The following is a 25,672-nucleotide window of genomic DNA, read 5'->3' as shown; positions in this document are numbered from 1 at the left end:
GCTCTTCAGAACGTCCCCGGATAGCTGCCGCCATCCAGCAACAGGTTCTGTCCGCTCAGGTAGCCGGCCTGCGCGCTGCACAGGAAGGCGCAGGCCGCGCCGAACTCCTCCGCGGTGCCGAAGCGCCCGGCCGGGATCTGCCGGCGCTTGCGTTCGGCCAGGTCGGCGGGGTCGATGCCCTCGCGCTGCGCGGCGTGGGCGATGTTGCCGCGCAGGCGGTCGGTGTCGAACTGCCCGGGCAGCAGGTTGTTGATGGTGACGTTGTGCGCCACCGTGCGCCGCGCCAGCCCGGCGACGAAGCCGGTGAGGCCCGCCCGCGCCCCGTTGGACAGGCCGAGGCTGTCGATCGGCGCCTTCACCGCGGCGGAGGTGATGTTGACGATGCGGCCGAAGCCGCGCGCCTGCATCGCATCGACCGTGGCGCGGATCAGTGCGATCGGCGCCAGCATGTTGGCGTCGAGCGCGCGCAGCCAGTCCTCGCGTTCCCACTCGCGGAAATCGCCGGGCGGCGGCCCACCGGCGTTGTTGATCAGGATGTCGACCTGCGGGCAGGCGGCGAGTGCAGCGGCGCGTCCGGCCTCGGTGGCGATGTCCGCGGCCACCGCGACCACCTCGCCACCGCAGTCGAGCGCGCGCAGTTGCGCCGCGGCCGCATCCAGCCCGGCCTGGCCGCGCGCCACGATCGCCACGTGCACGCCTTCGCGGGCCAACGCCTGCGCGCAGCCCAGTCCCAGCCCCTTGCTCGCGGCGCACACCAGCGCCCATTTGCCGGCGATTCCCAGGTCCATGCTTGCACTCCGGTTCGATGGAACCGCGATGATCGGACATCGGCGCTGGGGCGGCCAGCGTCGCGCCGCGACGTTGAGGACATTGAGTACGCACGGCAGATGCAGGAGCGGCTTCGCTGCGCAGCATTTTGCTGCCATGCGTCGCGACTGAAGTCACTCCCACAGGGGGGGCCGGCATCCTTGTGGGAGGGACTTCAGTCCCGACGACGGAGGCTGTCAGTCGGCTTTCGGCGTCGCTTGTCGCGGCGTCACGACAGTTGAGCCCCACGGCGGAGCCGCTTGCGTCTTTCTGACGTCGGTGCGGGTCGCGTGATGCAATGTGGGAGTCAACTGTCATGCAGCGCGCGACGCGCGAGGTGGTGTGCGCTTTCCGATGGCGCAATGCGTCGGGACTGAAGTGCACCCGGCGGGCTCGCCGCAAGCGCCTGTAGGAGCGGCTTTAGCCGCGACCAGATGCAGCAGGCGTGTCGCGGCTGAAGCCGCTCCTACGACAGCATCGTGGAACGCGCAGCACGACGCCGCTAGTCCAGCGTTGCCAGGAATTCGCGCAGTGCTTCGGCCACGGTGTCGGCATGGCCGAGGAACGGGGCGTGGCCGCCGCCGGCGACGATCAGGGCGCGCGCGTTCGGCGCCAGCGCGGCGGCGGCCTCCATGCCTGCGGGCGGGACCAGGCGGTCGCGCTGGCCGCCGATCCACAGGCTGGGCACGCGCAGGCCGGGCAGGGCGCGGCGCAGGTCGGTGCGTTCCAGCAGGGTCAGGCCGTCCTGCAGCACGTGCGGATCGGGTGCGCCGCGCGCGTCGAGCGCTTCGCGCAGGGTGCGCAGTTCGGCGCGCGCGTGCGCCGAGCCGAGCGTGTCCAGCGCCAGGAAGCGGTCGAGGGTGCCGCGGTAGTCCTCGGCCAGATCGCGGCCGAACTGGGCGAACACCTGCGGCTCCACCGCGTGCGGCCAGTCGCTGCCGCGCACGAAGCGCGGCGTCGCCGCGAGCATCGCCAGCCCGCGCACCTGCGGTTGCGTGGCGGCGGCGTGCAGCGCGAACAGCCCGCCCAGCGACCAGCCCAGCCACACCGCCGGCGGCGTGGCCGCAGCGATCGCGCTGACCACGTGCGGCAGCGCCAGCGGCGTGTCGTCGCCGCGGCTGTGGCCGTGCCCGGGCAGGTCCACCAGATGCAGGCGGTACTGCGCCGACAGGCGCTCGACCAATGGCGCGAAGATGCCGCCGTTCAACGCCCAGCCGTGCAGCAGGACCAGATCGGGGCCCTGCCCCAGGGTGTCGATATGCATCGTCGTCCGTCGTTGCGAAGGAACAGGAAAGGCCGCGTCGGCCAACGCGTCAGTGCGCCGCGCGCCGCGCCAGCACCTGCGGCAGCAGCAGGTGCCACTGTCGGCGCGGATAGTCGCGGGTGCGCCAGGCGAATACGCGATGCGCACCGCGGCGCTGCTGGATCGCCGCGCTCAGCCAGTCGCCGTCGATGCCCTGCCAGGCGCCGGCCGGCGTCAGCAGGTTCGGCGCCAGCCGCGGATGCACGTCCTCGCGCAGCATCTGCCACAGCGTGTCGGTGGCGAACGGCGAGGCGGCGAGTACCGCGGCGATCTGCGCATGTCGCGCGTCGACCGCATCGTCCAGGTACAACTCGGCCAGCGCGTCCCACACCGCGCGTCGCGCGGCGAGGTCGGTTGTGCTCACGCCGGCACGCCGGGCGGGTGCGCGGCCACGCGATCGCGCGCCAGCGCCAGCGCGTCCAGCAGCGCCTGCACCTGCGCCGGCGTGTGCAGCGCCGACAGGGTCACCCGCAGCCGCGACTTGCCTTCCGGCACGGTCGGCGGGCGGATCGCCGAGACCAGGTAGCCGGCCTGTTCCAGCGCCGCCGACCACGCCAGCGCGGCGCGCTCCTCGCCGCACAGCAGCGGCTGGATCGGCGTGTCCGAGGCCATCAGCTCCAGGCCGTGACGGCGGGCGCCGCCGCGGAACAGGGCGATCAGCTCGACCAGCCGCTCGCGCCGCCACTGGTCGCGCCGCGCCAGCTTGACCGCCGCCAGCGACGCGGCGGCCTGCGCCGGCGGCAGCGCGGTGGTGTACAGATACGGCCGCGCGGTTTCGGCCAGGTGGCGGATCAGCGCCGCATCGCCGACCACTGCCGCGCCGTAGCCGCCCAGTGCCTTGCCCAGGGTCACCAGTTGCAGCGGAACGTCGTCGACGCCGAGGCCGGCCTCGGCGACGCTGCCGCGCCCATGCGGGCCGACCACGCCGACGCCGTGCGCGTCGTCCACGTACAGCAGCGCCTGTTGCGTGCGCGCCACCAGCGCCAGCGAGCGCAGCGGGGCGACGTCGCCATCCATGCTGAACACACCATCGGTGGCCAGCATCGCCGCCCCGTCGGCGGCGTGCTTGAGCTGGCGCATCGCGCCTTCGGCATCCAGGTGCGGATAGCGGCGCAGGCGGCAGCCGGCCAGGCGGCTGGCGTCGAGCAGGCTGGCGTGGTTGAGCCGGTCCTGCACGCACACGTCCTCTTCCTCGCTCAGCAGCGCCTGCTGCACCGCCAGGTTGGCGATGAAGCCGCTGCCGAACAGCAGCGCCTGCGGGTAGCCGAGCCAGTCGGCGATCTCGCGTTCCAGCGCCTCGTGCAGCGCGTGGTGGCCGCACACCAGGTGCGAGGCGGTGGCGCCGGCGCCGTCGCGCGCGGCCGCGTCCTGCAGGGCGGCGACCACTTCGAACTGCTGCGCCAGGCCCAGGTAGTCGTTGCTGCAGAAGCCGGTCAGCCAGCGGCCGTCGACTTCCAGGCGCACGCCGTCGCGGCGGCCGACGCTGCGGCGCACGCGCAGGCGCCCCTGCGCTTCGCGCAAGGCGCGCGCGGACTGGATGCGGTCGTGCAGGTCGGGACGGGCCATGGGCGCGGGACGGGCATCTGGCGGGCTAGCGTAGCGCGTCCCCGGCCGGGCCGGACGCCGCCGGCGATGGACGGCCGGATCGGCGGACGGACGCGCGGCCTGGGCTCAGACCAGGGCGGCGGCGATCGCCGCAGTCGGCTGGGTGGTGATGTCGGCGTGCACGGTCCCGGGATGGTCGTGCGCATCGGCGTCCACCATCACCTGCATCGGCCGCAGCCCCAGGCGTGCGAACAGCGCCTGGTCGCGCTCGGTGTCGGGGTTGCCGGTGGTCAGCAGCTTCTCGCCATAGAAGATCGAGTTGGCGCCGGCGCAGAAGCACAGCGCCTGCAGTTCGTCGCTCATGCTCTCGCGCCCGGCCGACAGCCGCACCATCGCCCGCGGCATCGCGATGCGCGCAACGGCGATCGTGCGCACGAACTCGAATGGGTCCAGCTCCACCGTGCCGTGCAGCGGGGTGCCGGCGACCTGCACCAGGCGGTTGATCGGCACCGAATCCGGATGCACCGGCAGGTTGGCCAGCGCCTGCAGCAGGCCGGCGCGCTGGTCGCGCGACTCGCCCATGCCGACGATGCCGCCGCAGCAGGTCTTCAGGCCGGCGTCGCGCACGTGGGTCAGCGTGTCCAGGCGGTCCTGGTACTGGCGGGTGTGGATGATCGAATCGTAGAAATCCGGCGCGGTGTCCAGATTGTGGTTGTAGTAGTCCAGCCCGGCCGCCTTCAGCGCCTGCGCCTGGTTGCCGTCGAGCATGCCGAGGGTGGCGCAGGTCTCCAGGCCCAGCGCCTTCACCTCGCGGATCATCTCCGCCACCTTCGGGATGTCGCGGTCCTTGGGCGAGCGCCAGGCCGCGCCCATGCAGAACCGCGAGGCACCGGCGGCCTTGGCCTGGCGCGCCTTGTCCAGCACCGCCTCGGTGCTCATCAGTTTCTGCGCCTCCACGCCGGTGGCGTAGCGCTGCGCCTGCGGGCAGTACGCGCAGTCTTCCGGGCAACCGCCGGTCTTCACCGACAGCAGCGTGGACACCTGCACCTGCGCCGGATCGAAGTGTTCGCGGTGCACGGCGCCGGCGCGGTGCAGCAGTTCCGGGAACGGCAGGTCGAACAGGGCGAGCAATTCCTGGCGTTGCCAGTCGTGTCGGACGACAGCGGACATGGGGGTTTCCTGACGGTCAGCGGCTGGGAAAGCGGGCAGTCTGGTGAGCATGCAAAGTCCTGTCAACTTCATGAAGGCTGGTTTGGTTGACGGCGGCTGGCGCTGGCTGCAGCGCCGCCTGCTGCCGGAACGCTGCCTGGTGTGCGGCGAGCCAGGCGTGCCGGGCCTGGACCTGTGTGCCGCCTGTCGCGGTGGCCTGCCATGGAATGCGGCGGCCTGCTGCCGCTGTGCACTGCCGCTGCCGGTGCTGGATGCAGAGCAGGTCTGCGGCGCGTGCCAGCGTCGGCCGCCGTTGCTGGAGCGGGTCGCCAGCGCTTGCGTGTACGCCGCGCCGGTCGATGGCCTGTTGCGCCGCTTCAAGTTCCACCAGGATCTGGCGGCCGGGCGCCTGCTCGCCGCATTGCTGCAGACACGCTGCGCGGCCTTGCCGCGGCCGCAGGCGCTGTTGCCGGTGCCGCTGCATCCGGCCCGGCTGCGCCAGCGCGGCTACGACCAGGCGCTGGAACTGGCGCGGCCACTGGCCCGCGCGCTGGCGTTGCCGCTGTGCCTGGACCTGCAGCGGATGCGGGCGACCGCGGCGCAATCCGAACTGGACGCCCGCGCGCGCCGGCGCAACCTGCGCGGCGCGTTCGCGGTGCCGGCTTCGGCAGTATTGCCGGCACATGTGGCGCTGATCGATGACGTGATGACCACGGGCGCGACACTGCACGCCGCGGGAAAGGCGCTGCGCCGCGCCGGTGTGGAACGGGTCGACGCGTGGGTGGTGGCGCGGGTGCCGTGAGCGTGATGCGTCTATCGCGCGCTGGCAGAGGGTAGGGCGCCAGCGAAGCGCGCGTGCGGCGCGGCGCATTGTCTGTCGTGAGCGCCGGCCGCTACGCACTGCGCCGCGCGCATCGGCCGGCGTGCCGCAGTGGCGATCTCTGCCAGGGCGCCGACGCCTTGGCGCATGAAAGGTCGGTAGACACGCGCGGCTTTATGCTGGTGAAGACGCCAACAACGAAAGGAGCGTGCGATGCGCTGGAAGGCTTTGGCTCTGTCGATGGCGCTGGGCGCCTTCGGTGTCGCCGGGTGTGGGGCTGGCAAGGCGTCGGACGCCGTCGCTGTCAGCGAGGTCAAGGCGAAGATCGAATGGCGCCTGGCCAGCCATACGCCCATCCACGCCTATGTCCAGGCCGACGACCACGGACAGCCGGTGTACCTGGCACCGCAGGCGCTGTTTGTCGTGGAAGAGGGGGCGACCGTCGCGTCCGCCGACAGCGGCGATGGCCAGCCTGCGCTGGACCTGCGCTTTCCTGGGCATGGCCAACGGCTGACCCAGGCCACCGCGCAGAACGTCGGCAAGCCGGTCGCCCTGCTCGCCGATGGTCAGGTGCTGACCGTGGCCACGATCATGGCGCCGTTGCCGGGCGACAGCCTGCGGATCAGCGGATTGCAGGACATGCAGGAACAGCGGCGGATGTTGGCGCTGTTGACCCGCGCGCCTGCCGCGACCGTGCCGGCAGCGGCCGCCAAACGCTAGAACGCATCGGTGCAAGGAGCCGCGGCGGGGTGCGCTCTGGCTCATCTCGGCGAGCGCCGGAGCAGCGGCCTTTGCGAGGGCTTGACGTCAGTTCCACCGCAGGACGCGCGCTGCGCGTGAGCCCGGTAGCTCCTAGCCGGCGCGCAACGCCAGCGCCGCGGCAATGCCGGCGAAGATCGCCAGGCCGACCCAGTTGTTGTGCAGGAAGGCGCGGAAGCACGCCGCGCGTTCGCGGTGCCGGGCCATGCGGAACTCGGCGGCGACCAGCAGCGCCGCCACGCCCAGCCCGACCCAGTACCACACGCCCAGGTCCGCGCGGTGGCCGACGAAGGCCAGGGCGACGAACATCAGCGCGTACAGCACGCCCTGGATGACCAGGTCCAGTTCGCCGAACAGGATCGCGGTGGACTTGGAGCCGGCGCGCAGGTCGTCCTCGCGATCGACCATCGCATACCAGGTGTCGTAGGCGGTGGCCCACAGGATATTGACCGCGTACAGCAGCCAGCCCAGCGCCGGCACCTCGCCGCGCACCGCGGCGAAGGCCATCGGGATGCCCCAGCCGAAGGCCATGCCCAGATAGACCTGCGGCAGGTAGGTGTAGCGCTTCAGGTAGGGATAGCTGGCGGCCAGGAACAGCCCGACCACGCTCAGGCCGATGGTCAGCGCGTTCATCGTCAGCACCAGTGCGAACGCCACCAGCATCAGCACCGCGAACACCGCCAGCGCCTCGCGGCCGCTGACCGCACCGGTGGCCAGCGGTCGGCTGCGGGTACGCTCGACCTGTGGGTCCAGCCAGCGGTCGGCGTAGTCGTTGATCACGCAGCCGGCCGAGCGGGTCAGCCAGACCCCGGCGGTGAACACGAACAGCGTCCACAGCGGCGGTACCCCGTCGGCAGCCAGCCACAGCGCCCACCAGGTCGGCCACAGCAGCAGCAGCACGCCGATCGGCCGGTCGCCGCGCAGCAGTTTCCAGTACTGGCCCAGGCGCGCGCGCGGCGGCAGCGCGGCAGGCGTTTCGTAGCGTTCGTAACCCATCGCGCAAGGGTAGCAGCCGGGTGGTGTGGGCGGCAGCACGCGGTGTCCTGGGCTTGCTTGGCCCGCTCCGCGCGCCGGCGGCGGCAGCGCGAGGCGTCGGCGGTGCTGGTGGCGCTGCGGATGCGCGCTGGTGTTCTGTCCGGCGCCAGACGGACGACGCGCCGGCGCGCCTGCGACGCCCGGCGTTCGATCGGCCCCTGCGTCATCCGCGTGCCGCGCACCGCTTGCCTGGACAGTGACGCAGCCGGATCGGACTGGCCGTGGCGCCGCTGCTGCAGCGAGTTGCGGCCGGGGGAGACGCGGCCCGCGAATGTCGTTAGAATGCGCGTCCGTTGCGCCCGTAGCTCAGCCGGATAGAGTAGTGGCTTCCGAAGCCATTGGTCGGGGGTTCGAATCCCTCCGGGCGCGCCATCCAGTCCTGCCCCTGCGTCCTCCGCATCGTCTTTTCGACGAGCGCGTGCTTGGTCGACAGGCCCGCAGGCGCCGCACGCGCATGCCGGCGACGCGGCTATCGTATGCGCATGCCAGCGCTCATCGTCCCCATTCCTGCTCTTGTGCCTACCCATCCTGCCGCCTGTTGCGCCGCAGACGCCGGCATCGTCGGCCCGTGCCTGCGCATCGGGCGCGCCGCGCAGACTTGCGCTCGGACATGACCATTCCGCGTACCGTCAGTCCACGCACCGCGTTGCCCAAGCCCGCCGTCCGCCGGCTCGGTGCTGACGATGCGCTGGCCTATCTGCGGGTGGGCGAGGGCACGCCGGTGCTGCTGGTGCACGGGGCGCTGTGCGACTACCGCTACTGGGCGCCGCAGTTGCGCGGCCTGGCCGACCGCTTCCAGCTCAGTGCGCTGAGCCTGGGCCAGTACTACCCGCGGTTGCCGTCGGCGTCGCGGCATGCGTTCGGCTGGCGCTGGCATGCGCAGCAGCTCGCCGCCTTCATCGCCGAGGAAGCGCGGCCGGTGCACCTGGTCGGCCATTCCCGCGGCGCGGCCGTCGCCTGGCAGGCGGCATTGCAGCGTCCGGACGCGATCGCCAGCCTGACCCTGTTCGATCCCGGCGGCCCGCAACCGCAGGGCCTGCCGGCCGCAGTACAGGCGGTCCGCGCGCAGGCGATCGCGCTGCTGCAGGGCGGTCAGGTCGAGGCCGGCCTGGAATGCTTCGTCGATTCGGTCAGCCAGCCCGGCGCCTGGGCGCGCAGCAGCGCGAGCTTCCGGCAGATGGTGCGCGACAACGCGCAGACCCTGGTGCCGCAGATCGCCGACGCGCTGCCGGCGTACCGACCCGAGCAGGCCGCCACCCTGACGATGCCGGTGTTGCTGGTCGCTGGCGAACGCAGTCCGGACCAGTACCGCGACAACGCCGCCGCGCTGGCGGCCTGGCTGCCGCAGGCGCGCCATGAGGTGCTGGCCGGCGCGTCGCACGGCATGACCTTCACCCATGCCAGGCGGTGCAATGCCTTGCTTGCCGAGTGGGTGGACGCTGCGGCGAGGAGCTGAGCGCGTACGGCAGACGTGCCGAAAGCTGCAGGCGTTCGATGGTCTATTCTTTGAAAATATATGTTGATGTTAACTAATTTTTAGTATATTTAGTCTTCGCTTATTTATTGACACCAAGGAGGGGTTTAGCATGGGTGAGTTCACAAATTTCGTCCGAGATGGGAAAATATCTGACCCGCTAAAAAGAAAATTCTCCCTTGAGAAATGGCAAAGGGATTTTAATCAACTAAATCAGCCGGATAGCTTCGATCATGAGATATATGCCTCAGGAATTGCGCTGCACAAAAAATTCGAAGCTATTCGTGGCGCATTAAAGATATCTCCTGCTAAGCATATTTCAGCAACTACAAAGGTTCGTGCTTTTCTAGCTGTTGTTAATCGAAATTTTTTTGTGACGCATGAAAAGACCGAGAAGGCAATCGATAAGTTTAAGTCCGATCGAGAGGGTGAGCTAGATGAGGTCTACTCTTTAGAGGAAATGAGTAGTCTGAAGCTAGAACTCCCTGGTGGTTTCAATTGGATGCCTCAGGAGGTTATGGAAAGCCTTGTTGACGGGATCGAGCTTGGAATTAAAGTTGTATTGCAGAATAATCCTAGTTTGGCTGGCAATCCGCAATGTAAAGATGTGGATTGGATAGAAGCAAATCGTGAACTCAATTTGGGCGTCATGTACCAGTTCGCGAAAGACGTCTGGAATGATTGCTTGTGGAATGGGTATAAGATGATTGATAGAGGTTCATTCAAAGTTTTCCTGCCGGGAGACTTGGATGCAATTCGTGCTTATAGGGTTGGATTGGCGCGCAAATTATCTCTAACAATCGGGTTCAGTATTATGGCTGGACAATTTCAGCGCCTCGCGTTAGCTAGAGGTGGGAGGTTGTGGGTCCGCGAGGTTTGCGCTATCAAGCGGGAAGGCAAAAAGCAATACATCAGTATTGCAAAGGCTGGGGTTGAGCCAGGGGATTTCATTCAAGGCCTCGCCATACAAAGAGCATTGGCCGTTGAACCGTATTACCGGGATTTGATTGAAGAAAAGCTTGAATCTATCAATGGCCTAACGCTGTCTTCGCTTTTGAATGCTTGGATGGTTATTTCTTCTGCTTCAAATTTTCTACTCCAATCCGCGCGAGAAAAATATACGAGAAAAATATCATCTGATAGCCCGTCTGATTGGATATCTGATTATGTTCCGACGCTACAGATTGACGCGATTCTAGCCGCTCTTGAATCGGCTGCTGGCATCAACAAGACAAATGGTAAAAAGATTGTCGATTTTTTTACTTTCCATGGAAAATCAGATCAGGAGATATGGGCGCAGCCGCTTGTGCCTGTTGGACCACAGACAGTTGCGCCGGTCTTTGCTGCGATTGCCTCCCCGAATCTTCGACGTTTAATAGACATATGGATGCGGCAGGCAGGCATTGATTTGGCAAAGCGCGGCCCCGCATTTGAAGATTATATCCGCCAAGTAGTTGCGGAAAGAATCAGACATTCGGATCGTTTGGTGGCCGTCGCTAAATCTATTGAAAGAGATTACACCTTTAAAACTATCTCGGGTAGCACGGAGCAGTTGGATTTAATTTTCTGCATTGGGAAAACGTTATTTATTGCAGAGGCTAAATGTATACTCGAGCCGACCACCTCCAAGGGTGTGGCACTTCATAGGAAAACTGTGCTGGGCGCAGCAGAGCAAGTGATTCGTAAGGCTAAATTTATTGAAAGCAATCGAGCTGAATTTTGTGCAGACATTCGTCGATTTGGTATCAGCCTGTCTGAAGACTTCAAGGTGGTGCCATTACTAGTTTTAAGCACTAGCACTCACGTTGGTATTTCTGCGCTATCGGTGCCTGTTGTTGATGAGCATATTCTCTGTAGATATCTGGATGGGGAAATTGAAGATATTCAGCATCGGGTTGATGATCCTGCTTCCTCGAGAATTCTGAAGAATATCTTCTATGCGGATTCCGCGGAGGCGGAAATTCGAGCTCCGAAGTACTTTGAGTCGCCACCGCAAATGCAGCGATTTGTAGAGGGGCTGCGCGGAAGGACTGTCCCTATGTATGCGGTGAATGATGCTGATTGGCCCGCCTATGTAATGATGATGGAATGCATCGCTGGGGGTACTCCGCTTGCTCTTAGGGAGCAAGCAAGTGCGATAGAGGATTTGTCGCCTGCTACGCCTTTATCCCGCTTAAGCGATGGCTAGAGAATTACCTCGTTGTTATCACACGGTAGCCCGGCTGCAAGCAGCGACGCACGCGTGGCGAAATTTAGCGCGGTAGCATGCGCTGGAGCGCAATGTAGTTAAGCATTCCTGCATATAGCTAGGCAGGGGCCCTCGCCTACATTGCTGCGGCCGACGCAGATCCGCGACCAACTTGGCTGCCGGGACCTATTGTGTCGCTATCAGCTCCTGTCATGGCTACGCGCTACGCGCCAGCGGCGCCTCCCCACGGTCCAACTGCCGGTAAGCGATGGCCTCGGTCAGGTGCGCGGTGGCGATGGCGTCGCTGGCATCCAGGTCGGCAATGGTGCGGGCCACGCGCAGGATCCGGTGCAGCGAGCGCGCCGACAGCCGCAGGCGTTCGATGGCCTGTTCCAGCAGCGCCTCGTCGCGCGGTTGCAGGCGGCAGTCGCGCAAGGTGTCGCTGTGGCCGAGCTGGCCGTTGGGCCGGCCGGCGCGGGCCTGCTGGCGTTGCCGCGCCTGTTTCACGCGCGCACGCACGGCGGCACTGGACTCGCCTGGCGGCGCATCGGCGCGCAAAGCCTGTGGCGGCAGCCGCGGCACGTCCACGTGCAGATCGATGCGGTCCAGCAGCGGCCCGGAGATGCGTGCGCGATAGCGCCGCACCGCGTCCTCGCTGCAGCGGCAGCGGCCGCTGGGGTCGCCGGCCCAGCCGCAGGGGCAGGGATTCATCGCCGCGACCAACTGGAAGCGCGCAGGGAACTCGGCGCTGCGCGCCGCGCGCGATACGGTCACCTGGCCCGACTCCAGTGGTTCGCGCAGCACTTCCAGCGCATGCCGGTTCCACTCGGGCAGCTCGTCCAGGAACAGCACGCCATGGTGCGCGAGCGAGATCTCGCCGGGGCGCGGATGGCTGCCGCCACCGACCAGCGATACCGCGCTGGCGGTGTGGTGCGGTGCGCGGTACGGGCGTTGCCGCCAGCGCGCCGGATCCACGCCGCGGCCGCTGACCGAGGCGATGGCCGCGCTCTCAAGCGCCTCGGCTTCGCTGGCTTCGGGCAGGATCCCGGGCAGGCGCGAGGCCAGCAGGGTTTTGCCGCAGCCGGGACTGCCGATCAGCAACAGGTGGTGATGCCCCGCCGCGGCGATCTCCAGGGCGCGCCGCGCCTGCGCCTGGCCGCGGACGTCGCTCAGGTCGGGAAAGGGCGCGGCGACCGCCGGCGGCGCCGTCGCCGCCGGCAAGGTCTTGCTGCCGTTGAGCAATCCGCAGACTTCCAGCAGGGTGCGCGCGGTGAAGGCCTGCACGTGTTGCGCCAGTGCCGCCTCGGCGCCGTTGTCGGCCGGGACGATCAGGGTGCGCCCGGCCTCGGCAGCGGCCAGCGCGGCTGGCAGGACACCGTCGACCGGGCGCAGTTCGCCGGTCAGGGCCAGTTCGCCGAGGAATTCGTACTGGCCGAGCACCTGCGGGTCGAGCTGGCCGGCGGCGGCGAGGATGCCCAGCGCGATCGGCAGGTCGAAGCGGCCGCCCTCCTTGGGCAGGTCGGCCGGCGCCAGGTTGACGGTGATGCGCCGTGCCGGGAATTCGTACTGCGCGCAGAGCAGGGCGGCGCGGACGCGATCGCGCGATTCGCGTACCGCGGCTTCGGGCAGGCCGACGATCTGGGTGGAGGGCAGGCCGCCGGAGAGATGGACTTCGACCCGAACCGGAGGCGCAAGCACCCCCGCGCGGGCACGGCTGTGCACCAGCGCCAGGCTCATGGTGGCGGATGGATCAGGCGGTGGGGCTGGGCGACTGCCCGCTGCGTGCCGCTTCCAGCGCGGCGACGCTGCGCTCCAGCGCTTCGAGCTTCTCGCGGGTGCGCAGCAGCACCGCGCGCTGCACTTCGAACTCCTCGCGGGTAACCAGGTCGAGCTTGCCCAACCCGGCCTGCAGCGCGCTCTTGAAAGTGCTCTGCAGTTCGTCGCGGGATTGGCGCAAGCCCGGCGGCACCAGGTCGCTGAGGCGGCGGGCGAGGTCGTCGAGATGGTTGAGGTCGATCATGGCTGTGCTCCGGCAGGTGGCGTCAGAGTGCGGCACCCGGCAGGTCGGGACCATCGGGATCGGACGCGGCGCGCTGTCGGAAAATTCCGGCGTTGGGGGCGCGCGATCATTGAACCCGACGGCCGGGAATCGCGCAACCGCGCTATCCTGACGCCATTGTGATTGGAGAACGCCGCATGAAGATGATCATGGCCGTGATCAAGCCGTTCAAGCTCGACGACGTGCGCGAAGCGCTCGCCGCGCAGGGCGTGGCCGGCATCACCGTCACCGAGGTCAAGGGCTTCGGCCGGCAGAAGGGCCACACCGAGCTGTACCGCGGCGCCGAATACGTGGTCGATTTCCTGCCGAAGGTGAAGCTGGAAGTGGCGGTCAGCGAGGACCAGGTGGAGCGCGTGGTCGAGGCCATCGTCAAGGCTGCCGCCACCGGCAAGATCGGCGATGGCAAGGTCTTCGTCTACGACCTGGGCACGGTGGTGCGGATCCGCACCGGCGAACTGGACGCGGACGCGCTGTAACGCGGTCACCGCGCCTGCATCGCCGTGGCATGGATGGTGTCGTGTAGGAGCGGCTTCAGCCGCGATGGGCGTTCCCGATAAAACCTGTCGCGGCTGAAGCCGCCCCTACAGGCGTGGCGGGCCCGTTGGATAGGCCAGGCACGTTTACGTCAGGCACAGGCTCAGACGCCGCCGTAGCCGCGGCCGAGGGTGAGCCAGAACGTCGCCACCACCAGCACCGCCACGATGACCGTGGCGCGGCTGGACGGCAGCGGCAGCGGCGCGCGCGACCGGCGCGACAACGCAATGACCACCAGGCCGATCGGTGCCAACAGGCCTTCCTGCGCCGCCTCGCGTAATGCCGGCAGTACCGGCCCGGCATGAAACAGCACGCTCACGCAGGCCACCGTGCCGGCAGTGGCGTAGGCCGCCAGCATTGGCCTGCCTTTCGGCAGCCACGGGGCGATGGCGCGCAGCACCTGCAGATACAGCCAGGCACCGGCCAGTCCCATCCCCAGCCGCCAGGCCCAGGCCGGCTGCAGGGCGAGATCGCGCAGGACGAAGGCGAGGTCGCCGTGATCGGTGACCGCGGAGAACAGCAGGTAGCCGGCGCCCCACATTCCGTTGAAGGCGGCGATCAGCGCGAGCGCCAGGCGCGGCATGTCCGCGCGACGGCGATGTGCCGCCAAAATGCAGAGTGCGGCCACGCACAGATTCGCCAGCGGCCCGGCGGCATCGACGAAGGGGCGCCCAGGCTGGCAGCGGAAGTACACCGACGTGAGCCAGCGGACGGTGCCGCCGCTGCCCAGGCAGGCCAGGCCATGGCCCACCGCTTCGTGGGCGACGCAGGCGACGACGAAGCCGATCGCGGCCAGCGCGCACAGGGTCCACGGCGACGTCGTCTGGGAGCGCATGGGAGGCTCGCGGTGTGGTGCGATGGAGGCCCGCGCATCGTCGCACGCGCCGGCCAGGGCGCGCGGCATCGTTGGTGCTCACAGCGCGCGATCGCGGCAACCGGCGAGGCGATGCCATGCGCGATGCAACGCGCCCGTCGATGCGGATGCGAACGTCGGGGCAGGGGCCGGGACAGCGCCGGCGATCCGCGGCATCGGCGCACGTCAGGCGCGCGCCGATGCCGAAGAGGACCGGGGGCTTAGCCGCCCAGCGCCTCGGCCACGAACGGCGGCAGCACCTGGGTGCCGGTGTGCAGGTGCGCGCTGTAGTAGCGGGTGGCGAACGGCTTGGCCGCGGCGTCGTCCTGGCGGAAGTCGAAGCCGCCCTGCTTGCGCGCCATGGTCACGCTCCACCAGCCGGTCGGGTAGCACGGCTGCGGGAACGGCACGGTGTGGAAGCTGGCGAAGCCGGCCTTGCCCATCTCCGCGCGCATTTCCTTGATCAGGTCCAGCAGCGCCAGCGGCGATTCGGACTGCTGCACCAGGATGCCGTCGTCCTTCAGCGCCTTGAAGCAGCTCTCGTAGAAGGCCTTGTTGAACAGGCCTTCGGCCGGGCCGACCGGGTCGGTGGAGTCGACGATGACGATGTCCACGCTGCCGGCCGGGCAGTTGGCCATGTAGGCCACGCCGTCGTCGAACAGCAGTTCAGCGCGCGGGTCGTTGTTGGAGTCGCACAGCTCCGGGAAGTACTTCTCGGCCATGCGCGTGACCTGCTCGTCGATGTCGCACTGGGTGGCGCTTTCCACGCCCGGGTGCTTGAGCACTTCGCGCAGGGTGCCGCAGTCGCCGCCGCCGATGATCACCACGCGCTTGGGCGCGGCGTGTGTGAACAGCGCCGGGTGGCTGATCATCTCGTGATAGAAGAAGTTGTCGCGCGTGGTCAGCATCACCGCGCCGTCGATCACCATCAGCTTGCCCCAGTCGGTGGTGTCGTAGATCTCGATCTTCTGGAACGGCGACTGCACCTCGTCCAGCTTGCCGGTGATGCGGTAGCCGATGGCCGAGCCGGTGGGCTGGAAGTGTTCGATGTACCAGTTGTCGTTGGCGCTCATGGAATGTCCTAGGAAAGCAAAAGAATGCAGCGTTTCCTTCTCCCCCCGGGAGAAGGTGGCGCGAAGCGCCGGATGAGGGTCGGGCGCAGCCTCGTGCAGCCAGGCCACGCGACGCTGTTACCACACCTTCCCGGATGAGGGTCGGGCGCAGCCTCGCGCATCCAGCCCGCACCATGCGCCCGCGAACCCGGCCCGGCTCCGCCAGGAGCCGAGGGCGTCGGAACGGCGCGGATTGTAACGGACCCCACGCGTAGCAGGGGTTACAATCCACGCCCTTTTTCCGTCAGCCGAGCCGCCACGATGAGCGATTGGTCCCTCGACCAAGCCCGCAAGACCTACTCGATCCCGCATTGGGCCGACGGGTACTTCGACGTGGACGCGGCCGGCCGGGTGGTGGTGCGGCCGCAGGGCGCCGACGGCGTGGCGATCGCGCTGCCGGAGGTGGTGGACGCGGCGCGCGCGGCCGGGGCCAAGCTGCCGATGCTGGTGCGCTTCCCCGACATCCTCGGCGAGCGCCTGGGCAAGCTGCAGGCCGCCTTCGCCCAGGCCCAGGCCGACTGGGACTACACCGGCGGCTACACTGCGGTGTACCCGATCAAGGTCAACCAGCACCGCGGCGTGGCCGGCACCCTGGCCAGCCACCAGGGCGAGGGCTTCGGCCTGGAGGCCGGCAGCAAGCCGGAACTGATGGCGGTGCTGGCGCTGTCGCGGCCGGGCGGGCTGATCGTGTGCAACGGCTACAAGGACCGCGAGTACATCCGCCTGGCGCTGATCGGGCGCAAGCTCGGCCTGCAGACCTTCATCGTCATCGAGAAGCCGTCGGAGCTGAAGCTGGTGCTGGAGGAGGCGCGCGCGCTGGACGTGAAGCCGGGCCTGGGCGTGCGCATGCGCCTGGCCTCGCTGGGCGCGGGCAAGTGGCAGAACAGCGGCGGCGACAAGGCCAAGTTCGGGTTGTCGCCGCGGCAGGTGCTGGACCTGTGGAAGACCCTGCGCGACACCGAGTACGCCGACGCGCTGAACCTGCTGCACTTCCACATGGGCTCGCAGATCTCCAATGTGCGCGACATCGCCAACGGCATGCGCGAGGCCACCCGCTATTTCGTCGAGCTGTCCAAGCTGGGCGCGAAGATCAGCCACGTCGACGTCGGCGGCGGCCTGGGCATCGACTACGAAGGCACCCGCTCGCGCAGCTACTGCTCGATCAACTACGGCTTGCATTCTTACGCCAGCAACATCGTGCAGCCGCTGGCCAGCGCCTGCGAGGAGCACGGCCTGCCGCCGCCGCGCATCGTCACCGAGTGCGGGCGCGCGATGACCGCGCACCACGCGGTGCTGATCGCCAACGTGTCCGAGGTGGAGCAGGCGCCGGAAGGCCGCGTGCCCGACGCGCACGACGACGAACCGGCGGCGATCCGCCACCTGCGCGAGATCCATGCCGAACTGGACCAGCGCCCGGCGGTGGAACTGTTCCAGGAGGCGCAGCATTTCCACGCCGAAGGCCTCAGCGGCTACGCCCTGGGCCAGATCGACCTGACCCATCGCGCGCGCATCGACGACCTGTTCTATGCCATCGCCCATGGCGTGCGGGCGCGGCTGAGCCACGAGGAAAAGAGCCACCGCCCGGTGCTGGACGAGCTCAACGAGCGCCTGGTCGACAAGTACTTCGTCAACTTCAGCGTGTTCGAATCGATTCCCGACGTGTGGGCGATCGACCAGGTGTTCCCGATCGTGCCGATCGAACGCCTGAACGAGGCGCCGGCACGGCGCGGCGTGGTCTGCGACATGACCTGCGATTCGGACGGCATGGTCAAGACCTACGTCGAGAACGAAAGCCTGGACAGCTCCCTGCCGCTGCACGCGCTGCGTCCGGGCGAGAGCTACCGCATCGGCTTCTTCCTGGTCGGCGCCTACCAGGAAATTCTAGGCGACATCCACAACCTGTTCGGCGACACCGACGCGGTGGAAGTGGCGGTGGACGGCGACGGCTACCGCATCGCCCAGCAGCGCCGCGGCGACACCACCGACGTGATGCTGGACTACGTCGGCTATCGCCTGGACGACCTGCGCGCCGCCTACGCCGAACGCGTGGCCGCCGCGCAGTTGCCGGCCGCGCAGGCCACGGAACTGGCCGACGCGCTCGAGGCCGGCCTGACCGGCTACACCTACCTGTCGGACGAACCGCTGGGCTGAAAGCGCGCGACCCACTCAAGCCCCTCTCCCCTCGGGAGAGGGGTTGGGGTGAGGGTACGCCCGTGCAAGCAAGCATGGGGGCGCCTGGCGCCGCGGCTGCATCTTCCAGGCACGATCGCTTGGGCGTCGGTAGACGGCTGCTGCCGCAACCGGCGATGCAACCAGTAAGCTGCGCCCTCCCCACTGTCACCTTCACGCGATGCGCTATCCCGGCCTCGACCTGTTGCGCGCCACCGCCATCGTCTGGGTGATGTTGTTCCACTCCTTTGTGGTCGGCGGGCTGGGCGCGGATTGGGAATGGCTGTCGCGCTATGGCTGGATGGGCGTGGACCTGTTCTTCGTGCTCAGCGGCTTTTTGATCGGCGGCCAGGTACTGGCGCCGCTGGCCCGTGGCGAGCGGCTGCGCTACGGCGAGTTCTATCGCCGCCGCGCTACCGCATCCTGCCGGTGTACGCGGTGGTGCTGGCGTTGTACTTGGCCTGGCCCGGTTTTCGCGAGGCGCCCGGGATCGCGCCGTGGTGGCCGTTCGCCAGTTTTACCCTCAACCTGGGTATCGACTACGCCAACCAGCAGGCGTTCTCGCATGCCTGGTCGCTGTGCGTGGAAGAGCACTTCTACCTGGTGTTCCCGCTGCTGGCGGCCTGGATGCTACGGCGGCCGTCCGCGCCGCGTTTCGTGGCGCTGTGCGTGGCCGTGGTGCTGGCCGGCATCGCCCTGCGCAGTGCGATCTGGCTGCACGACAGCGCGCTGGATCGCATCGGCGCCGGACTGCAGCGCAACTGGTTCATCGAGGATCTCTACTACTCCACCTGGGACGGCCTGCTGGCCGGCGTGGCGCTGGCGGTGCTGAAGACCTTCCGGCCGCAGCAGTGGCAGCGCCTGCAGCGCCATGCCAGCACCGTCGCGCTTACCGGGATCGTGGTCTGCGCGCTGGCGATGTGGCTGTTCCGCGACCGCACCGGCCTGCTCGGCAATGCGGTCGGCTGGCCGGTGCTCTCGGTGGGGCTGGCGCTGCTGGTCGGCGTCGGTGCCTCCACGCAGGGATGGCTGGGGCGTTGCCGGGTGCCGGGCGTGGCCTGGCTGGCCGCGGTGTCCTACAGCCTGTACCTGAGCCACAAGGCCGCCTTCCATCTGACCCAGGTGTGGTTCGGTGCGCAACTGCACGGGCGTGGGCCGCTCGCCTTCGCCGTCTATGCCGGCATGGCGCTGGCGTGCGCGGCGCTGCTGCATTACGCGGTGGAGCGGCCGTTCCTGCGCCTGCGCGAGTGGCGCAGCGTTGCGGTCGCGGCCCGTGGCTGAACACAAGATGCGCTACGCGCGCGGAAGGCCTGTGTCGCCTCGCCGCGGATCGTGTTAGCGTTCGCGGCTTCATGGACGAATAGGGGAATGCAATGCCGACGATTACTCGCCGTGGCTGGGTCCTGCTGCTGAGCTTCGGACTGGCCGCCGCCGGCCAGAGCGCCGCGCAGGTGCGCACGTCGCCGACCGTGGACAGCACGCCGAAGATCCGCCAGACCTCGCCGAGCCTGCCATTCGACAAGGCGGCGGCCGAAGCCGCGCTGGCCAAGGGCCATGCGACCATCACCGGTTCGGCCTGCGCGTACCACGACAACCGCCTGTTCCTCGCCGACAACCGCACGGTCATGCTGTTCCCGGCGACGCCGTACTTCGAGCAGTGGGCCGCCCTGCGCAGGAAGTCCGACCGCAGCAAGGAGTCGGTGCTGATGTCCGACCCCGCCTTCAACACGCGTGTCGAGACCAAGACCGACGCTTCCGGCGCGTTCCAGTTCACCGAGATGCTGCCGGGCCGCTACATTCTGGTGGTGCCGTTCCAGTTCAACCAGGCCAAGTCGCGCGATGTGTATGCCGGCTCCAGCTATTCCGGTGCCTACGAGGTGGAGCATTACGACCGCCAGGACTACTCGGTGGCGCGCGACGACGAACTGTTCAAGGACGTGGAAGTGAAGAGCGACGGCAGCATCGTCAAGACCGCGGTCACCAGCGGCGGCGGTCTGGTCGCCAAGATGTTGCCCTGCAAGGGCGGCAAGTAAGCGCTCGGGACGCGTCACCCATCCCCGGCCAGCGCGGCATGCGCGGCCTGCAGGCGCTGTTGCAGGATCTCAGCCAGCCGCGCCACCGCCGGCGGCGGCGCGGCGACCGCGCGGTGCAGGGCCAGCCCCAGTGCCGGCAGCGTCGGCAGGCCGCCGGCGCCGGGCGCCAGCAGGGTCAGTCCGGCCGGCACGCCGGCCGGGGTGCGCAGGGTGATGCCCAACCCGGCGCGAACGGCCGCCCACACCCCGCCGAGGCTGGCGCTGGTGAAGGCGATGCGCCACGGGATGCCGGCGCGGTCCAGGGCGGTGGTCGCGGCGGTGCGCAGCAGGCAGGGCGCTTCCAGCATCACCAGCGGCAGCGGCACCGTGCCGCTCCAGAGGGGCGCGGCCGGCATGCTGCTGCGGTCGGTTGCGGCAATCCAGCGTAGCGGCCACGCCGCCTGCGCCTGCCGATGCGCCGAGGCCGTGCCGCCATCCCAGGCCAGGGCCAGATCCAGGTGCCCCGCCTCCACCCGTGCCAGCAGTTCCTGGTGGCGGGCGATGCGCGCTTCGATCCGCACCTCCGGGTGGGCGCGGGCGAAGCGCCCCAGCACGTCAGGCAGCATGTGCTCGCCGAAGTCCTCCTGCAGCCCCAGCCGTACCCAGCCCTGCAGCGCCGTGTCCTGCAGGGCCACGACCGCCTCGTCGTTGAGCTCGAGCAGCCGCCGCGCATAGCCCAGCAACGCTTCGCCGGCCTCGGTCAGGACCAGGCCGCGGCCCTGGCGGCGCAGCACCGGCTGCCCGGCCTGCTCCTCCAGCTTCTTCAACTGCGCGCTGATCGCCGAGGTGGAGCGCCCGCGGCGGTCGGCCGCCTTGGCGAAGCTGCCCAGTTCCACGCCGGCGACGAAGCTGCGCAGCGCGTCGAGGTCGAAGGTGATGGGGCGCATCGGTCGATCCTGATTTTCCGGATGGTCGTTTCGATATTTTCCGATTTTTCGGAAGATTGTGCGCGACTAGGCTGTGCCCGTTCCCACTGCGAGGCCTGCCCGATGTCCGACCCATCCACGCCGTTTCCTTCCCCGCAGGCCGCGTTCGGCGACATCGCGCCGGCCTTCGCCCGCCTGACCGACGAGGTGCTGTTCGCCGAGGTGTGGCAGCGCCCGGGGCTGTCGCCGCGCGAGCGCAGCCTGGTCACGGTGGCGGCGCTGGTGGCGCTGTCTCGGCTTGAGCAACTGCCGTTTCACTTGGCGCGCGCGCTGGACAATGGCCTGGATCGCGACACCCTGGCCGAAGCCATCACCCACCTGGCGTTCTATGCCGGCTGGCCGTGCGCGGCATCGGCGCTGCCGTTGCTGCGCGCCGCCGGCGCGGCGAAGCCAGCCACGACGGAGACGCGCTGATGCCGTACGCCCGCATTTCGCTGCTGCGCGGTCATCCGCCTGCCTATCTGCGCGCGCTGTCGGCCAGCCTCTACCAGGCCATGCACGAGGCCTTCGACGTGCCGGCTGGCGACTGTTTCCAGGTCATCCACCAGCACGACCCGGACGAACTGGTGTTCGACCGTCACTACCTGGGCGGGCGGCGCTCGGATGGCTTCGTGCTGATCGCCATCACCGCCGGCCGCGAGCGCAGCGCGTCCTGCAAGCAGGCGTTCTACCGGCGCCTGGTCGAGCTGCTGGCGATCGCGCCGGGGATCGCCCCGGAAGACGTGATGGTCACCATCGTCACCACCACGGCGCAGGACTGGTCCTTCGGCGGCGGTCGCGCGGGCATCGCCGCCAGCGGAGCGCCGGCATGATCGCCATGCAGTACAGCATCGCGTTGCCGGCGGACTACGACATGGCGATCATCCGCCACCGCATCGCCGACAAAGGACCGTTACTCAACACGCTGCCGGGGCTGCGGTTCAAGGCCTACCTGGTCGCCGACCGACACGATCCGCACCTGCACGCCCGGCAGAACCTGTATGCGCCGTTCTATCTGTGGCGCGATGCGGCAGCGATGCATGCGTTTCTCGCCGGTCCCGCGTTCGCCGCACTGTGCGAGGCCTTTGGCCGCCCGGCGGTGCAGTCGTGGATGGTCGGCACGGCATGGACGTCCGCGGCGCTGCGCACGGCGCGCTACGCCACGTGCGTGCTGCAAGCGCCGGCGCCGGCCTTGGAGAACGACACCGACGCCGTGCGCGCGCCCGACGAACGCATGCTGGCCACGGTGCACGGTTACGAACCGCTGGGATGGACGCGGCTGCGGTTCCGCCTGTGGCGCGAGTTGCCGCCGGCGGACGACGATGCGCACTGCTATGCGGTGCATCACCTCAGCGCGCCCGGCGCGATCGACGCAGACGGGTAAACCGGCGGCGTTGCGCGCTCAGTACATGTTCTTCTTGTAGTCGGCCTGCAGTCCTTTGCGGACCATGCCGGGCACCGAGACCGCTGCGCGCAGCAGCGTGGCCTGGGCGCCGCGCGCGCCGCTGCGCCTGACGTGGTCGCGGAAGATCGTCGGCGGGTCCAGGTCGTGTGCGATGGCGGTGGGCGGCCAGTGGTCGAAGCGGCCCAGCGCAACGCTGTGGATGTCTTCGAGCACTGCCGGCAGCACCCGCACCGCCAGATGCGGAACGCGTCCATCGACCGCGAGCGCGCTGCGGATCGCCGCATCGGCGCTGGGACGGGCGAGCCCTTCGATGCGCACGCAGCGCGCGCTGCCGGGGCGCAGCGCAAGCAGGGCGATCTGCGGCCGCGCCAGCAGATTGCCCAGGCTGTCGACGCGGCGATTGCCTGGGCGGTCGGCGAACCACCAGGCGTCGCGGTGGGCTTGCAGCAAGGCGCCGGCGCGATCGCCGCGCGGGCTGACATCGACGCGGCCTTCGGCATCGGCGGTGGCCAGGACCAGCAGCCGGCAACTTCCCAGAAATCCAGCCGGCGTCTGCGGCGGCGCTTCGTCGGTGGATTCCGCGGCCCGCCACCACTCGGCGCGGAGCAGGGCCTTGGCGCAGTGCAGATAGCATTCCTCGACGGCAACGAACACGCGCGTGCCGTCGTCGCCGGCGATGCGGCCCTTGATGCGCAGGGTCTCGCCCAAGCCGGGCACCAGGAACAGCGAGCCGAAGCCGGCGCCGACAGGCGTGTGGGCCGCATCCAGCGCCTGCAGCGGGAGCGACAGCAGGTGCGGGGTGTCGCCGCGCGCAAAGCCGGGCGCACCGCTGCCCACGCTCAGCGCCAAGCGCTGGCCGGCGAAGCCGGCGAACAGCAGCGGGCTGGCGGCCAGCCAGTGCAACGCGTGCGCGTCCAGATGGTCGATCACCTTCATGTCGCGCGGGCCAGGCAGACGGCCCACGCAATCCTGCAGCTGTGCCGCGTCGGTAATGAAGTCGGTCATCGCCGCGGCTCCCGTGAGGGAAGGACGGCGCGGTCGAGCAGAGAGGAAGAGGACATCGCAAAGCACTCCGATGAACGGACGGGAGGCTTGCGCGAAGGCTGGCGACGCCGGAAACGTACCACATGCGGCGAGGACGTCGCATCCGACGACTGCGCGGCTATCCTTGCCCAGGCAAACGCCGCTGCCGGGCACTTCTCACCCCGGGACGTGTCCCATCGGCGCGGTTTCTTGAGACGCGATGGTGGCGTTCGCGGTGAAGCCGGTCGCGGCTGAAGCCGCTCCTACGCAGCACGCTATGGCGGATGCAGGTGATGCGAGGGTGCCCTACAGCCGCAGTTCGAAACCGAGATAGGCAGAACGTCCGGGCGCTGGCGAGAACATCGGCTGGTCGTTGCCGCCCCAGAAGAAGTTGTCGTACCAGACGTAGGCGTAGCGCGCGTCGGTGAGGTTCTTCACCTGCAGGTCGAGGCTTGCGCGCGGGCTGAGCTGGTAACGCATGCTGGCATCGACCACGCGGAAGCCGCCGTACTTGCCCTGCGTGTTGCGTTCGTCGATGTAGTAGTCGCCCTGCGCGCGCGCCTGCACGCCGAACTTCCAGCGCGCGTCGGGCCGGTAGTCGAGGCCGACGTTGCTGATGTAGCGCGGCGTGGAGAACACCTCGCGTCCGCGCAGCGACTCGCCGGTGGCGGTGTAGGCGCTGACCACCTTGGCTTCCTGCAGCGCGTGCGAGATCCACGCCGTCCAGCGTTCGCCCAGTTGTGTGCTCAGTTGCAGGTCCACGCCTTGCCGACGGGTCCGGCCGAGGCCGACCGTGGTGCCGGTGCTGGGCATGTTCGCCACTTCGTCGGTGGCGTCCTGGCGCCAGACCGCCACGCGCGCCTCGGTGCCGGCCACCGGCTGCAGTTTCAGGCCCAGCTCCTTGCCGGTGTTGATCGAGGGCCGGAACGCAGGCTGGCCCGGGATGAGATAGGCCGGCGCGGTGGAGCCGGTGAGGATCTGGAAGGTGCGGCCCCAATTGGCGTACACGCTCAGCTGCGGCGTCAGCGCGTAGATCACGCTGAGCTTGGGCTGGTCGATCCAGCCATAGCGCTGCAGCGGCGCGTGGATGCCGCCAGGCAGCGCGGTCTCGCCGGAGAAGCGGTCGGCGCGGAATGCGGGGACGATCTTCAGCGCATCGGTCGGCTGCAGCACCGCCTGCAGGTACAGGCCGAGGTTGTCCAGGCTGTAGCGGTCGTCGTTCTGCACGCGTGCCGGGGCGCGGTCGAAGTCGGTCGGCACGCTGTACGCGTAGCGCGCGCGTCGGTAGCGGTTGTCCTGGTGCTCGGCGTTGACGCCGGCTTCCACGCTGAGCAGGTCGCTGGCCTGCCAGGTGACGGTGCTGAGCAGGCCGGTCTGGGTTTCGTCCCACTGCCGACGCTGCCGCGGCGCATTGCCCAGCGGGTAATTGGTGAAGGTGACGCGGCGGTCGTCTTCATAGCGGTTGAAGTACAGCGTATTGCGCAGGTGCAGGCCGTCGCCGAGTTTGAAGTCGGCATGCACGCTGGCCTGGCGCATGTCGCGGTCGTCGCCGTCGTTGGCGTTCTTCGGCGGCGACTGTTCGCGGTCCTCGGCCAACTCGGTGGCAGTGAGGAAGCCCGGTTCGTCGGCGTCGTGATGGTAGGCGCGGGCGATCAGGCCGATGCGGGCGGCATCTTCGTCTTCGCCATAGAACCATTTGCCGCCCAGGGTGTATTTGCGCGAGCTGTCGTGCTGGCGATAGCCATGCGCGGCCTGCGCACCGACGAAATAGTTCTGCGCCAGACCATTGGCCTCATGGCCGACAGCGTACTGCAGTTCGCCGGTGGCGAAGCTGCCATAGCGCAGCCGCAGGTCCTGGTAGTCGCCGCCCTGGCGGGTGGCGATGTTGAAGTTGCCGCCGATGTTGTGCAGGCCGTAACGCGGATCGTTGGTGCCGCGCACCACCTCGATGTAGGCGATCTCCAGCGGGAAGATCATGTCGATGAAGCGTTGGTTGCCGCTGTTGACGTTGCTCGGCACGCCGTCGATCAGCACCTTGATGCCGTTGATGTAGCCCTCGCCATTGAAGGCGCGGAAGGTGACCTTGCCGGACTCGGCACCCTGGCGGGTTTCGGTGAGCTGCATGCCGGGCATCTGCCCGAGCAGCTCCCAGCTGTTCATGACGGCCTTGTCGCCGATCTGTTCGCTGCCGAGCACGTCGACCGAACTGAGGATATTGCGCGTGGACAGCGAGGCGGCACTGTGGCGCCGCGCTTCCACGGTGCCGAGCGTGGTGGTGGTGTCGGTCGACGTCTGCGCGGCGCCGTCGCCGGCCGCGAGCCCGGCCAGCACGGCGAGGGCATGGGTGTAGGTCTTCATGGTGGCTGTGGACGAAGCGGAAGGGAGGCTGGCGGCAGCGGTGGGCTGCAGGCGAGCAAGTGGTGCGCCGCCCGATCCCCGGGCGTGGCTCCATGAAAGATA

The 25,672-nt window shown here is 68.4% G+C and carries 23 protein-coding genes, 1 tRNA gene and 1 pseudogene; 12 read left to right on the top strand and 13 right to left on the bottom strand.

Annotation, left to right across the window (positions count from 1 at the left end; all coding sequences use genetic code 11):
* Positions 1-5: 5 nt before the first annotated feature.
* From J7357_RS04555 to bioB, 5 genes are all read right to left on the bottom strand, one after another.
* The gene (locus J7357_RS04555) at positions 6-788 is read right to left on the bottom strand and encodes an SDR family oxidoreductase (protein ID WP_209245078.1); all 783 of its coding nucleotides are present in this window, start codon (positions 786-788) and stop codon (positions 6-8) included.
* Positions 789-1,309: 521 nt separating this feature from the next.
* Positions 1,310-2,071: a pimeloyl-ACP methyl ester esterase BioH gene (gene bioH, locus J7357_RS04550; RefSeq protein WP_209245076.1), complete on the bottom strand. Its 762-nt coding sequence runs from the start codon at positions 2,069-2,071 to the stop codon at positions 1,310-1,312.
* Positions 2,072-2,120: 49 nt separating this feature from the next.
* Positions 2,121-2,474: a hypothetical protein gene (locus tag J7357_RS04545; RefSeq protein ID WP_209245074.1), complete on the bottom strand. Its 354-nt coding sequence runs from the start codon at positions 2,472-2,474 to the stop codon at positions 2,121-2,123.
* On the bottom strand, positions 2,471-3,676 hold the full coding sequence (bioF, locus tag J7357_RS04540; RefSeq protein WP_209245072.1) for an 8-amino-7-oxononanoate synthase: 1,206 nt from the start codon (positions 3,674-3,676) through the stop codon (positions 2,471-2,473). The genes J7357_RS04545 and bioF overlap by 4 nt, the downstream gene beginning before the upstream one ends.
* 105 nt (positions 3,677-3,781) lie before the next feature.
* Positions 3,782-4,825 carry a biotin synthase BioB gene (gene bioB, locus J7357_RS04535; RefSeq protein WP_209245071.1) on the bottom strand — a complete coding sequence of 348 codons (1,044 nt, stop codon included), beginning with the start codon at positions 4,823-4,825 and terminating at the stop codon, positions 3,782-3,784.
* A gap of 49 nt (positions 4,826-4,874) precedes the next feature.
* Between bioB and J7357_RS04530 the strand changes: the two genes are divergently transcribed.
* Together J7357_RS04530 and J7357_RS04525 are read left to right on the top strand one after the other, a co-directional pair.
* Entirely contained in the window at positions 4,875-5,606 is a 732-nt protein-coding gene (locus J7357_RS04530; protein WP_209245069.1) for a ComF family protein, read from the top strand.
* 258 nt (positions 5,607-5,864) lie between these two features.
* Positions 5,865-6,344 (top strand): preprotein translocase subunit SecD, encoded by a 480-nt coding sequence (locus J7357_RS04525; RefSeq protein WP_244667277.1) that lies wholly within the window; start codon positions 5,865-5,867, stop codon positions 6,342-6,344.
* A gap of 132 nt (positions 6,345-6,476) precedes the next feature.
* On the opposite strand, the gene ubiA is transcribed toward J7357_RS04525, so the two are convergent.
* Positions 6,477-7,379 (bottom strand): 4-hydroxybenzoate octaprenyltransferase, encoded by a 903-nt coding sequence (gene ubiA / locus J7357_RS04520; protein WP_209245368.1) that lies wholly within the window; start codon positions 7,377-7,379, stop codon positions 6,477-6,479.
* A 334-nt stretch (positions 7,380-7,713) separates the two neighbouring features.
* Between ubiA and J7357_RS04515 the strand changes: the two genes are divergently transcribed.
* From J7357_RS04515 to J7357_RS04505, 3 genes are all read left to right on the top strand, one after another.
* A tRNA-Arg gene (locus tag J7357_RS04515) sits at positions 7,714-7,790 on the top strand.
* 238 nt (positions 7,791-8,028) lie between these two features.
* Complete coding sequence (locus tag J7357_RS04510) at positions 8,029-8,874, top strand: alpha/beta hydrolase (RefSeq protein WP_209245065.1); 846 nt, start codon at positions 8,029-8,031, stop codon at positions 8,872-8,874.
* 130 nt (positions 8,875-9,004) lie between these two features.
* Positions 9,005-11,080 (top strand): hypothetical protein, encoded by a 2,076-nt coding sequence (locus J7357_RS04505; RefSeq protein WP_209245064.1) that lies wholly within the window; start codon positions 9,005-9,007, stop codon positions 11,078-11,080.
* A gap of 216 nt (positions 11,081-11,296) precedes the next feature.
* Here J7357_RS04505 and J7357_RS04500 read toward each other — a convergent pair whose 3' ends face one another.
* Positions 11,297-12,817 (bottom strand): YifB family Mg chelatase-like AAA ATPase, encoded by a 1,521-nt coding sequence (locus J7357_RS04500; protein ID WP_209245063.1) that lies wholly within the window; start codon positions 12,815-12,817, stop codon positions 11,297-11,299.
* A gap of 13 nt (positions 12,818-12,830) precedes the next feature.
* On the bottom strand, positions 12,831-13,100 hold the full coding sequence (locus J7357_RS04495) for an accessory factor UbiK family protein (protein WP_017908021.1): 270 nt from the start codon (positions 13,098-13,100) through the stop codon (positions 12,831-12,833).
* 176 nt (positions 13,101-13,276) lie between these two features.
* On the opposite strand from J7357_RS04495, the gene J7357_RS04490 reads away from it, so the two are divergent.
* Complete coding sequence (locus J7357_RS04490) at positions 13,277-13,615, top strand: P-II family nitrogen regulator (protein ID WP_010341856.1); 339 nt, start codon at positions 13,277-13,279, stop codon at positions 13,613-13,615.
* 161 nt (positions 13,616-13,776) lie between these two features.
* Here J7357_RS04490 and J7357_RS04485 read toward each other — a convergent pair whose 3' ends face one another.
* Both J7357_RS04485 and speE read right to left on the bottom strand, forming a co-directional pair.
* Positions 13,777-14,508 carry a hypothetical protein gene (locus J7357_RS04485; RefSeq protein WP_209245061.1) on the bottom strand — a complete coding sequence of 244 codons (732 nt, stop codon included), beginning with the start codon at positions 14,506-14,508 and terminating at the stop codon, positions 13,777-13,779.
* A gap of 239 nt (positions 14,509-14,747) precedes the next feature.
* Complete coding sequence (gene speE / locus J7357_RS04480; RefSeq protein WP_017916998.1) at positions 14,748-15,599, bottom strand: polyamine aminopropyltransferase; 852 nt, start codon at positions 15,597-15,599, stop codon at positions 14,748-14,750.
* Between the two features lie 300 nt (positions 15,600-15,899).
* On the opposite strand from speE, the gene speA reads away from it, so the two are divergent.
* From speA to J7357_RS04465, 3 genes and pseudogenes are all read left to right on the top strand, one after another.
* Positions 15,900-17,789, top strand: coding sequence for an arginine decarboxylase (speA, locus tag J7357_RS04475; RefSeq protein ID WP_209032645.1), 1,890 nt, complete (start codon positions 15,900-15,902; stop codon positions 17,787-17,789).
* Positions 17,790-17,988: 199 nt separating this feature from the next.
* Positions 17,989-19,088, top strand: a pseudogene (locus tag J7357_RS04470) (acyltransferase).
* Positions 19,089-19,180: 92 nt separating this feature from the next.
* Positions 19,181-19,840 (top strand): carboxypeptidase-like regulatory domain-containing protein, encoded by a 660-nt coding sequence (locus J7357_RS04465; protein WP_209245060.1) that lies wholly within the window; start codon positions 19,181-19,183, stop codon positions 19,838-19,840.
* Positions 19,841-19,854: 14 nt separating this feature from the next.
* Here the strand turns inward: J7357_RS04465 and J7357_RS04460 are convergent, their stop codons facing one another.
* Positions 19,855-20,766 (bottom strand): LysR substrate-binding domain-containing protein, encoded by a 912-nt coding sequence (locus J7357_RS04460; protein ID WP_209245059.1) that lies wholly within the window; start codon positions 20,764-20,766, stop codon positions 19,855-19,857.
* A 102-nt stretch (positions 20,767-20,868) separates the two neighbouring features.
* On the opposite strand from J7357_RS04460, the gene J7357_RS04455 reads away from it, so the two are divergent.
* From J7357_RS04455 to J7357_RS04445, 3 genes are read left to right on the top strand one after another with little or no spacing between them, the layout of a single operon-like run.
* Positions 20,869-21,219: a carboxymuconolactone decarboxylase family protein gene (locus J7357_RS04455; protein WP_209245058.1), complete on the top strand. Its 351-nt coding sequence runs from the start codon at positions 20,869-20,871 to the stop codon at positions 21,217-21,219.
* On the top strand, positions 21,219-21,617 hold the full coding sequence (locus tag J7357_RS04450; RefSeq protein WP_209245057.1) for a tautomerase family protein: 399 nt from the start codon (positions 21,219-21,221) through the stop codon (positions 21,615-21,617). The genes J7357_RS04455 and J7357_RS04450 overlap by 1 nt, the downstream gene beginning before the upstream one ends.
* Complete coding sequence (locus J7357_RS04445; RefSeq protein ID WP_209245056.1) at positions 21,614-22,168, top strand: DUF4865 family protein; 555 nt, start codon at positions 21,614-21,616, stop codon at positions 22,166-22,168. The genes J7357_RS04450 and J7357_RS04445 overlap by 4 nt, the downstream gene beginning before the upstream one ends.
* 18 nt (positions 22,169-22,186) lie before the next feature.
* Here the strand turns inward: J7357_RS04445 and J7357_RS04440 are convergent, their stop codons facing one another.
* Both J7357_RS04440 and J7357_RS04435 read right to left on the bottom strand, forming a co-directional pair.
* Positions 22,187-23,194 carry a pyridoxamine 5'-phosphate oxidase family protein gene (locus J7357_RS04440; protein WP_209245055.1) on the bottom strand — a complete coding sequence of 336 codons (1,008 nt, stop codon included), beginning with the start codon at positions 23,192-23,194 and terminating at the stop codon, positions 22,187-22,189.
* 324 nt (positions 23,195-23,518) lie between these two features.
* On the bottom strand, positions 23,519-25,570 hold the full coding sequence (locus tag J7357_RS04435) for a TonB-dependent receptor (RefSeq protein WP_209245054.1): 2,052 nt from the start codon (positions 25,568-25,570) through the stop codon (positions 23,519-23,521).
* Positions 25,571-25,672 lie beyond the last annotated feature (102 nt).

The sequence above is a fragment of the Xanthomonas sp. D-109 genome (genome assembly GCF_017746095.1).
GTDB classification, from domain to species: Bacteria; Pseudomonadota; Gammaproteobacteria; order Xanthomonadales; family Xanthomonadaceae; genus Xanthomonas_A; species Xanthomonas_A sacchari.
The sequence above is the reverse complement of the archived record's forward strand: the minus strand, read 5'-3'. Positions and strand labels throughout refer to the sequence as shown.

Excerpts from the sequence above, each read along its gene's own strand:
- J7357_RS04555 (WP_209245078.1), bottom strand. The coding sequence starts at position 788 with ATGGACCTGGGAATCGCCGGCAAATGGGCGCTGGTGTGCGCCGCGAGC.
- bioH (WP_209245076.1), bottom strand. The coding sequence starts at position 2,071 with ATGCATATCGACACCCTGGGGCAGGGCCCCGATCTGGTCCTGCTGCAC.
- bioF (WP_209245072.1), bottom strand. The coding sequence starts at position 3,676 with ATGGCCCGTCCCGACCTGCACGACCGCATCCAGTCCGCGCGCGCCTTG.
- bioB (WP_209245071.1), bottom strand. The coding sequence starts at position 4,825 with ATGTCCGCTGTCGTCCGACACGACTGGCAACGCCAGGAATTGCTCGCC.
- J7357_RS04530 (WP_209245069.1), top strand. The coding sequence starts at position 4,875 with ATGCAAAGTCCTGTCAACTTCATGAAGGCTGGTTTGGTTGACGGCGGC.
- J7357_RS04525 (WP_244667277.1), top strand. The coding sequence starts at position 5,865 with ATGGCGCTGGGCGCCTTCGGTGTCGCCGGGTGTGGGGCTGGCAAGGCG.
- ubiA (WP_209245368.1), bottom strand. The coding sequence starts at position 7,379 with ATGGGTTACGAACGCTACGAAACGCCTGCCGCGCTGCCGCCGCGCGCG.
- J7357_RS04510 (WP_209245065.1), top strand. The coding sequence starts at position 8,029 with ATGACCATTCCGCGTACCGTCAGTCCACGCACCGCGTTGCCCAAGCCC.
- J7357_RS04505 (WP_209245064.1), top strand. The coding sequence starts at position 9,005 with ATGGGTGAGTTCACAAATTTCGTCCGAGATGGGAAAATATCTGACCCG.
- J7357_RS04500 (WP_209245063.1), bottom strand. The coding sequence starts at position 12,817 with ATGAGCCTGGCGCTGGTGCACAGCCGTGCCCGCGCGGGGGTGCTTGCG.
- J7357_RS04495 (WP_017908021.1), bottom strand. The coding sequence starts at position 13,100 with ATGATCGACCTCAACCATCTCGACGACCTCGCCCGCCGCCTCAGCGAC.
- J7357_RS04490 (WP_010341856.1), top strand. The coding sequence starts at position 13,277 with ATGAAGATGATCATGGCCGTGATCAAGCCGTTCAAGCTCGACGACGTG.
- J7357_RS04485 (WP_209245061.1), bottom strand. The coding sequence starts at position 14,508 with ATGCGCTCCCAGACGACGTCGCCGTGGACCCTGTGCGCGCTGGCCGCG.
- speE (WP_017916998.1), bottom strand. The coding sequence starts at position 15,599 with ATGAGCGCCAACGACAACTGGTACATCGAACACTTCCAGCCCACCGGC.
- speA (WP_209032645.1), top strand. The coding sequence starts at position 15,900 with ATGAGCGATTGGTCCCTCGACCAAGCCCGCAAGACCTACTCGATCCCG.
- J7357_RS04465 (WP_209245060.1), top strand. The coding sequence starts at position 19,181 with ATGCCGACGATTACTCGCCGTGGCTGGGTCCTGCTGCTGAGCTTCGGA.
- J7357_RS04460 (WP_209245059.1), bottom strand. The coding sequence starts at position 20,766 with ATGCGCCCCATCACCTTCGACCTCGACGCGCTGCGCAGCTTCGTCGCC.
- J7357_RS04455 (WP_209245058.1), top strand. The coding sequence starts at position 20,869 with ATGTCCGACCCATCCACGCCGTTTCCTTCCCCGCAGGCCGCGTTCGGC.
- J7357_RS04450 (WP_209245057.1), top strand. The coding sequence starts at position 21,219 with ATGCCGTACGCCCGCATTTCGCTGCTGCGCGGTCATCCGCCTGCCTAT.
- J7357_RS04445 (WP_209245056.1), top strand. The coding sequence starts at position 21,614 with ATGATCGCCATGCAGTACAGCATCGCGTTGCCGGCGGACTACGACATG.
- J7357_RS04440 (WP_209245055.1), bottom strand. The coding sequence starts at position 23,194 with ATGACCGACTTCATTACCGACGCGGCACAGCTGCAGGATTGCGTGGGC.
- J7357_RS04435 (WP_209245054.1), bottom strand. The coding sequence starts at position 25,570 with ATGAAGACCTACACCCATGCCCTCGCCGTGCTGGCCGGGCTCGCGGCC.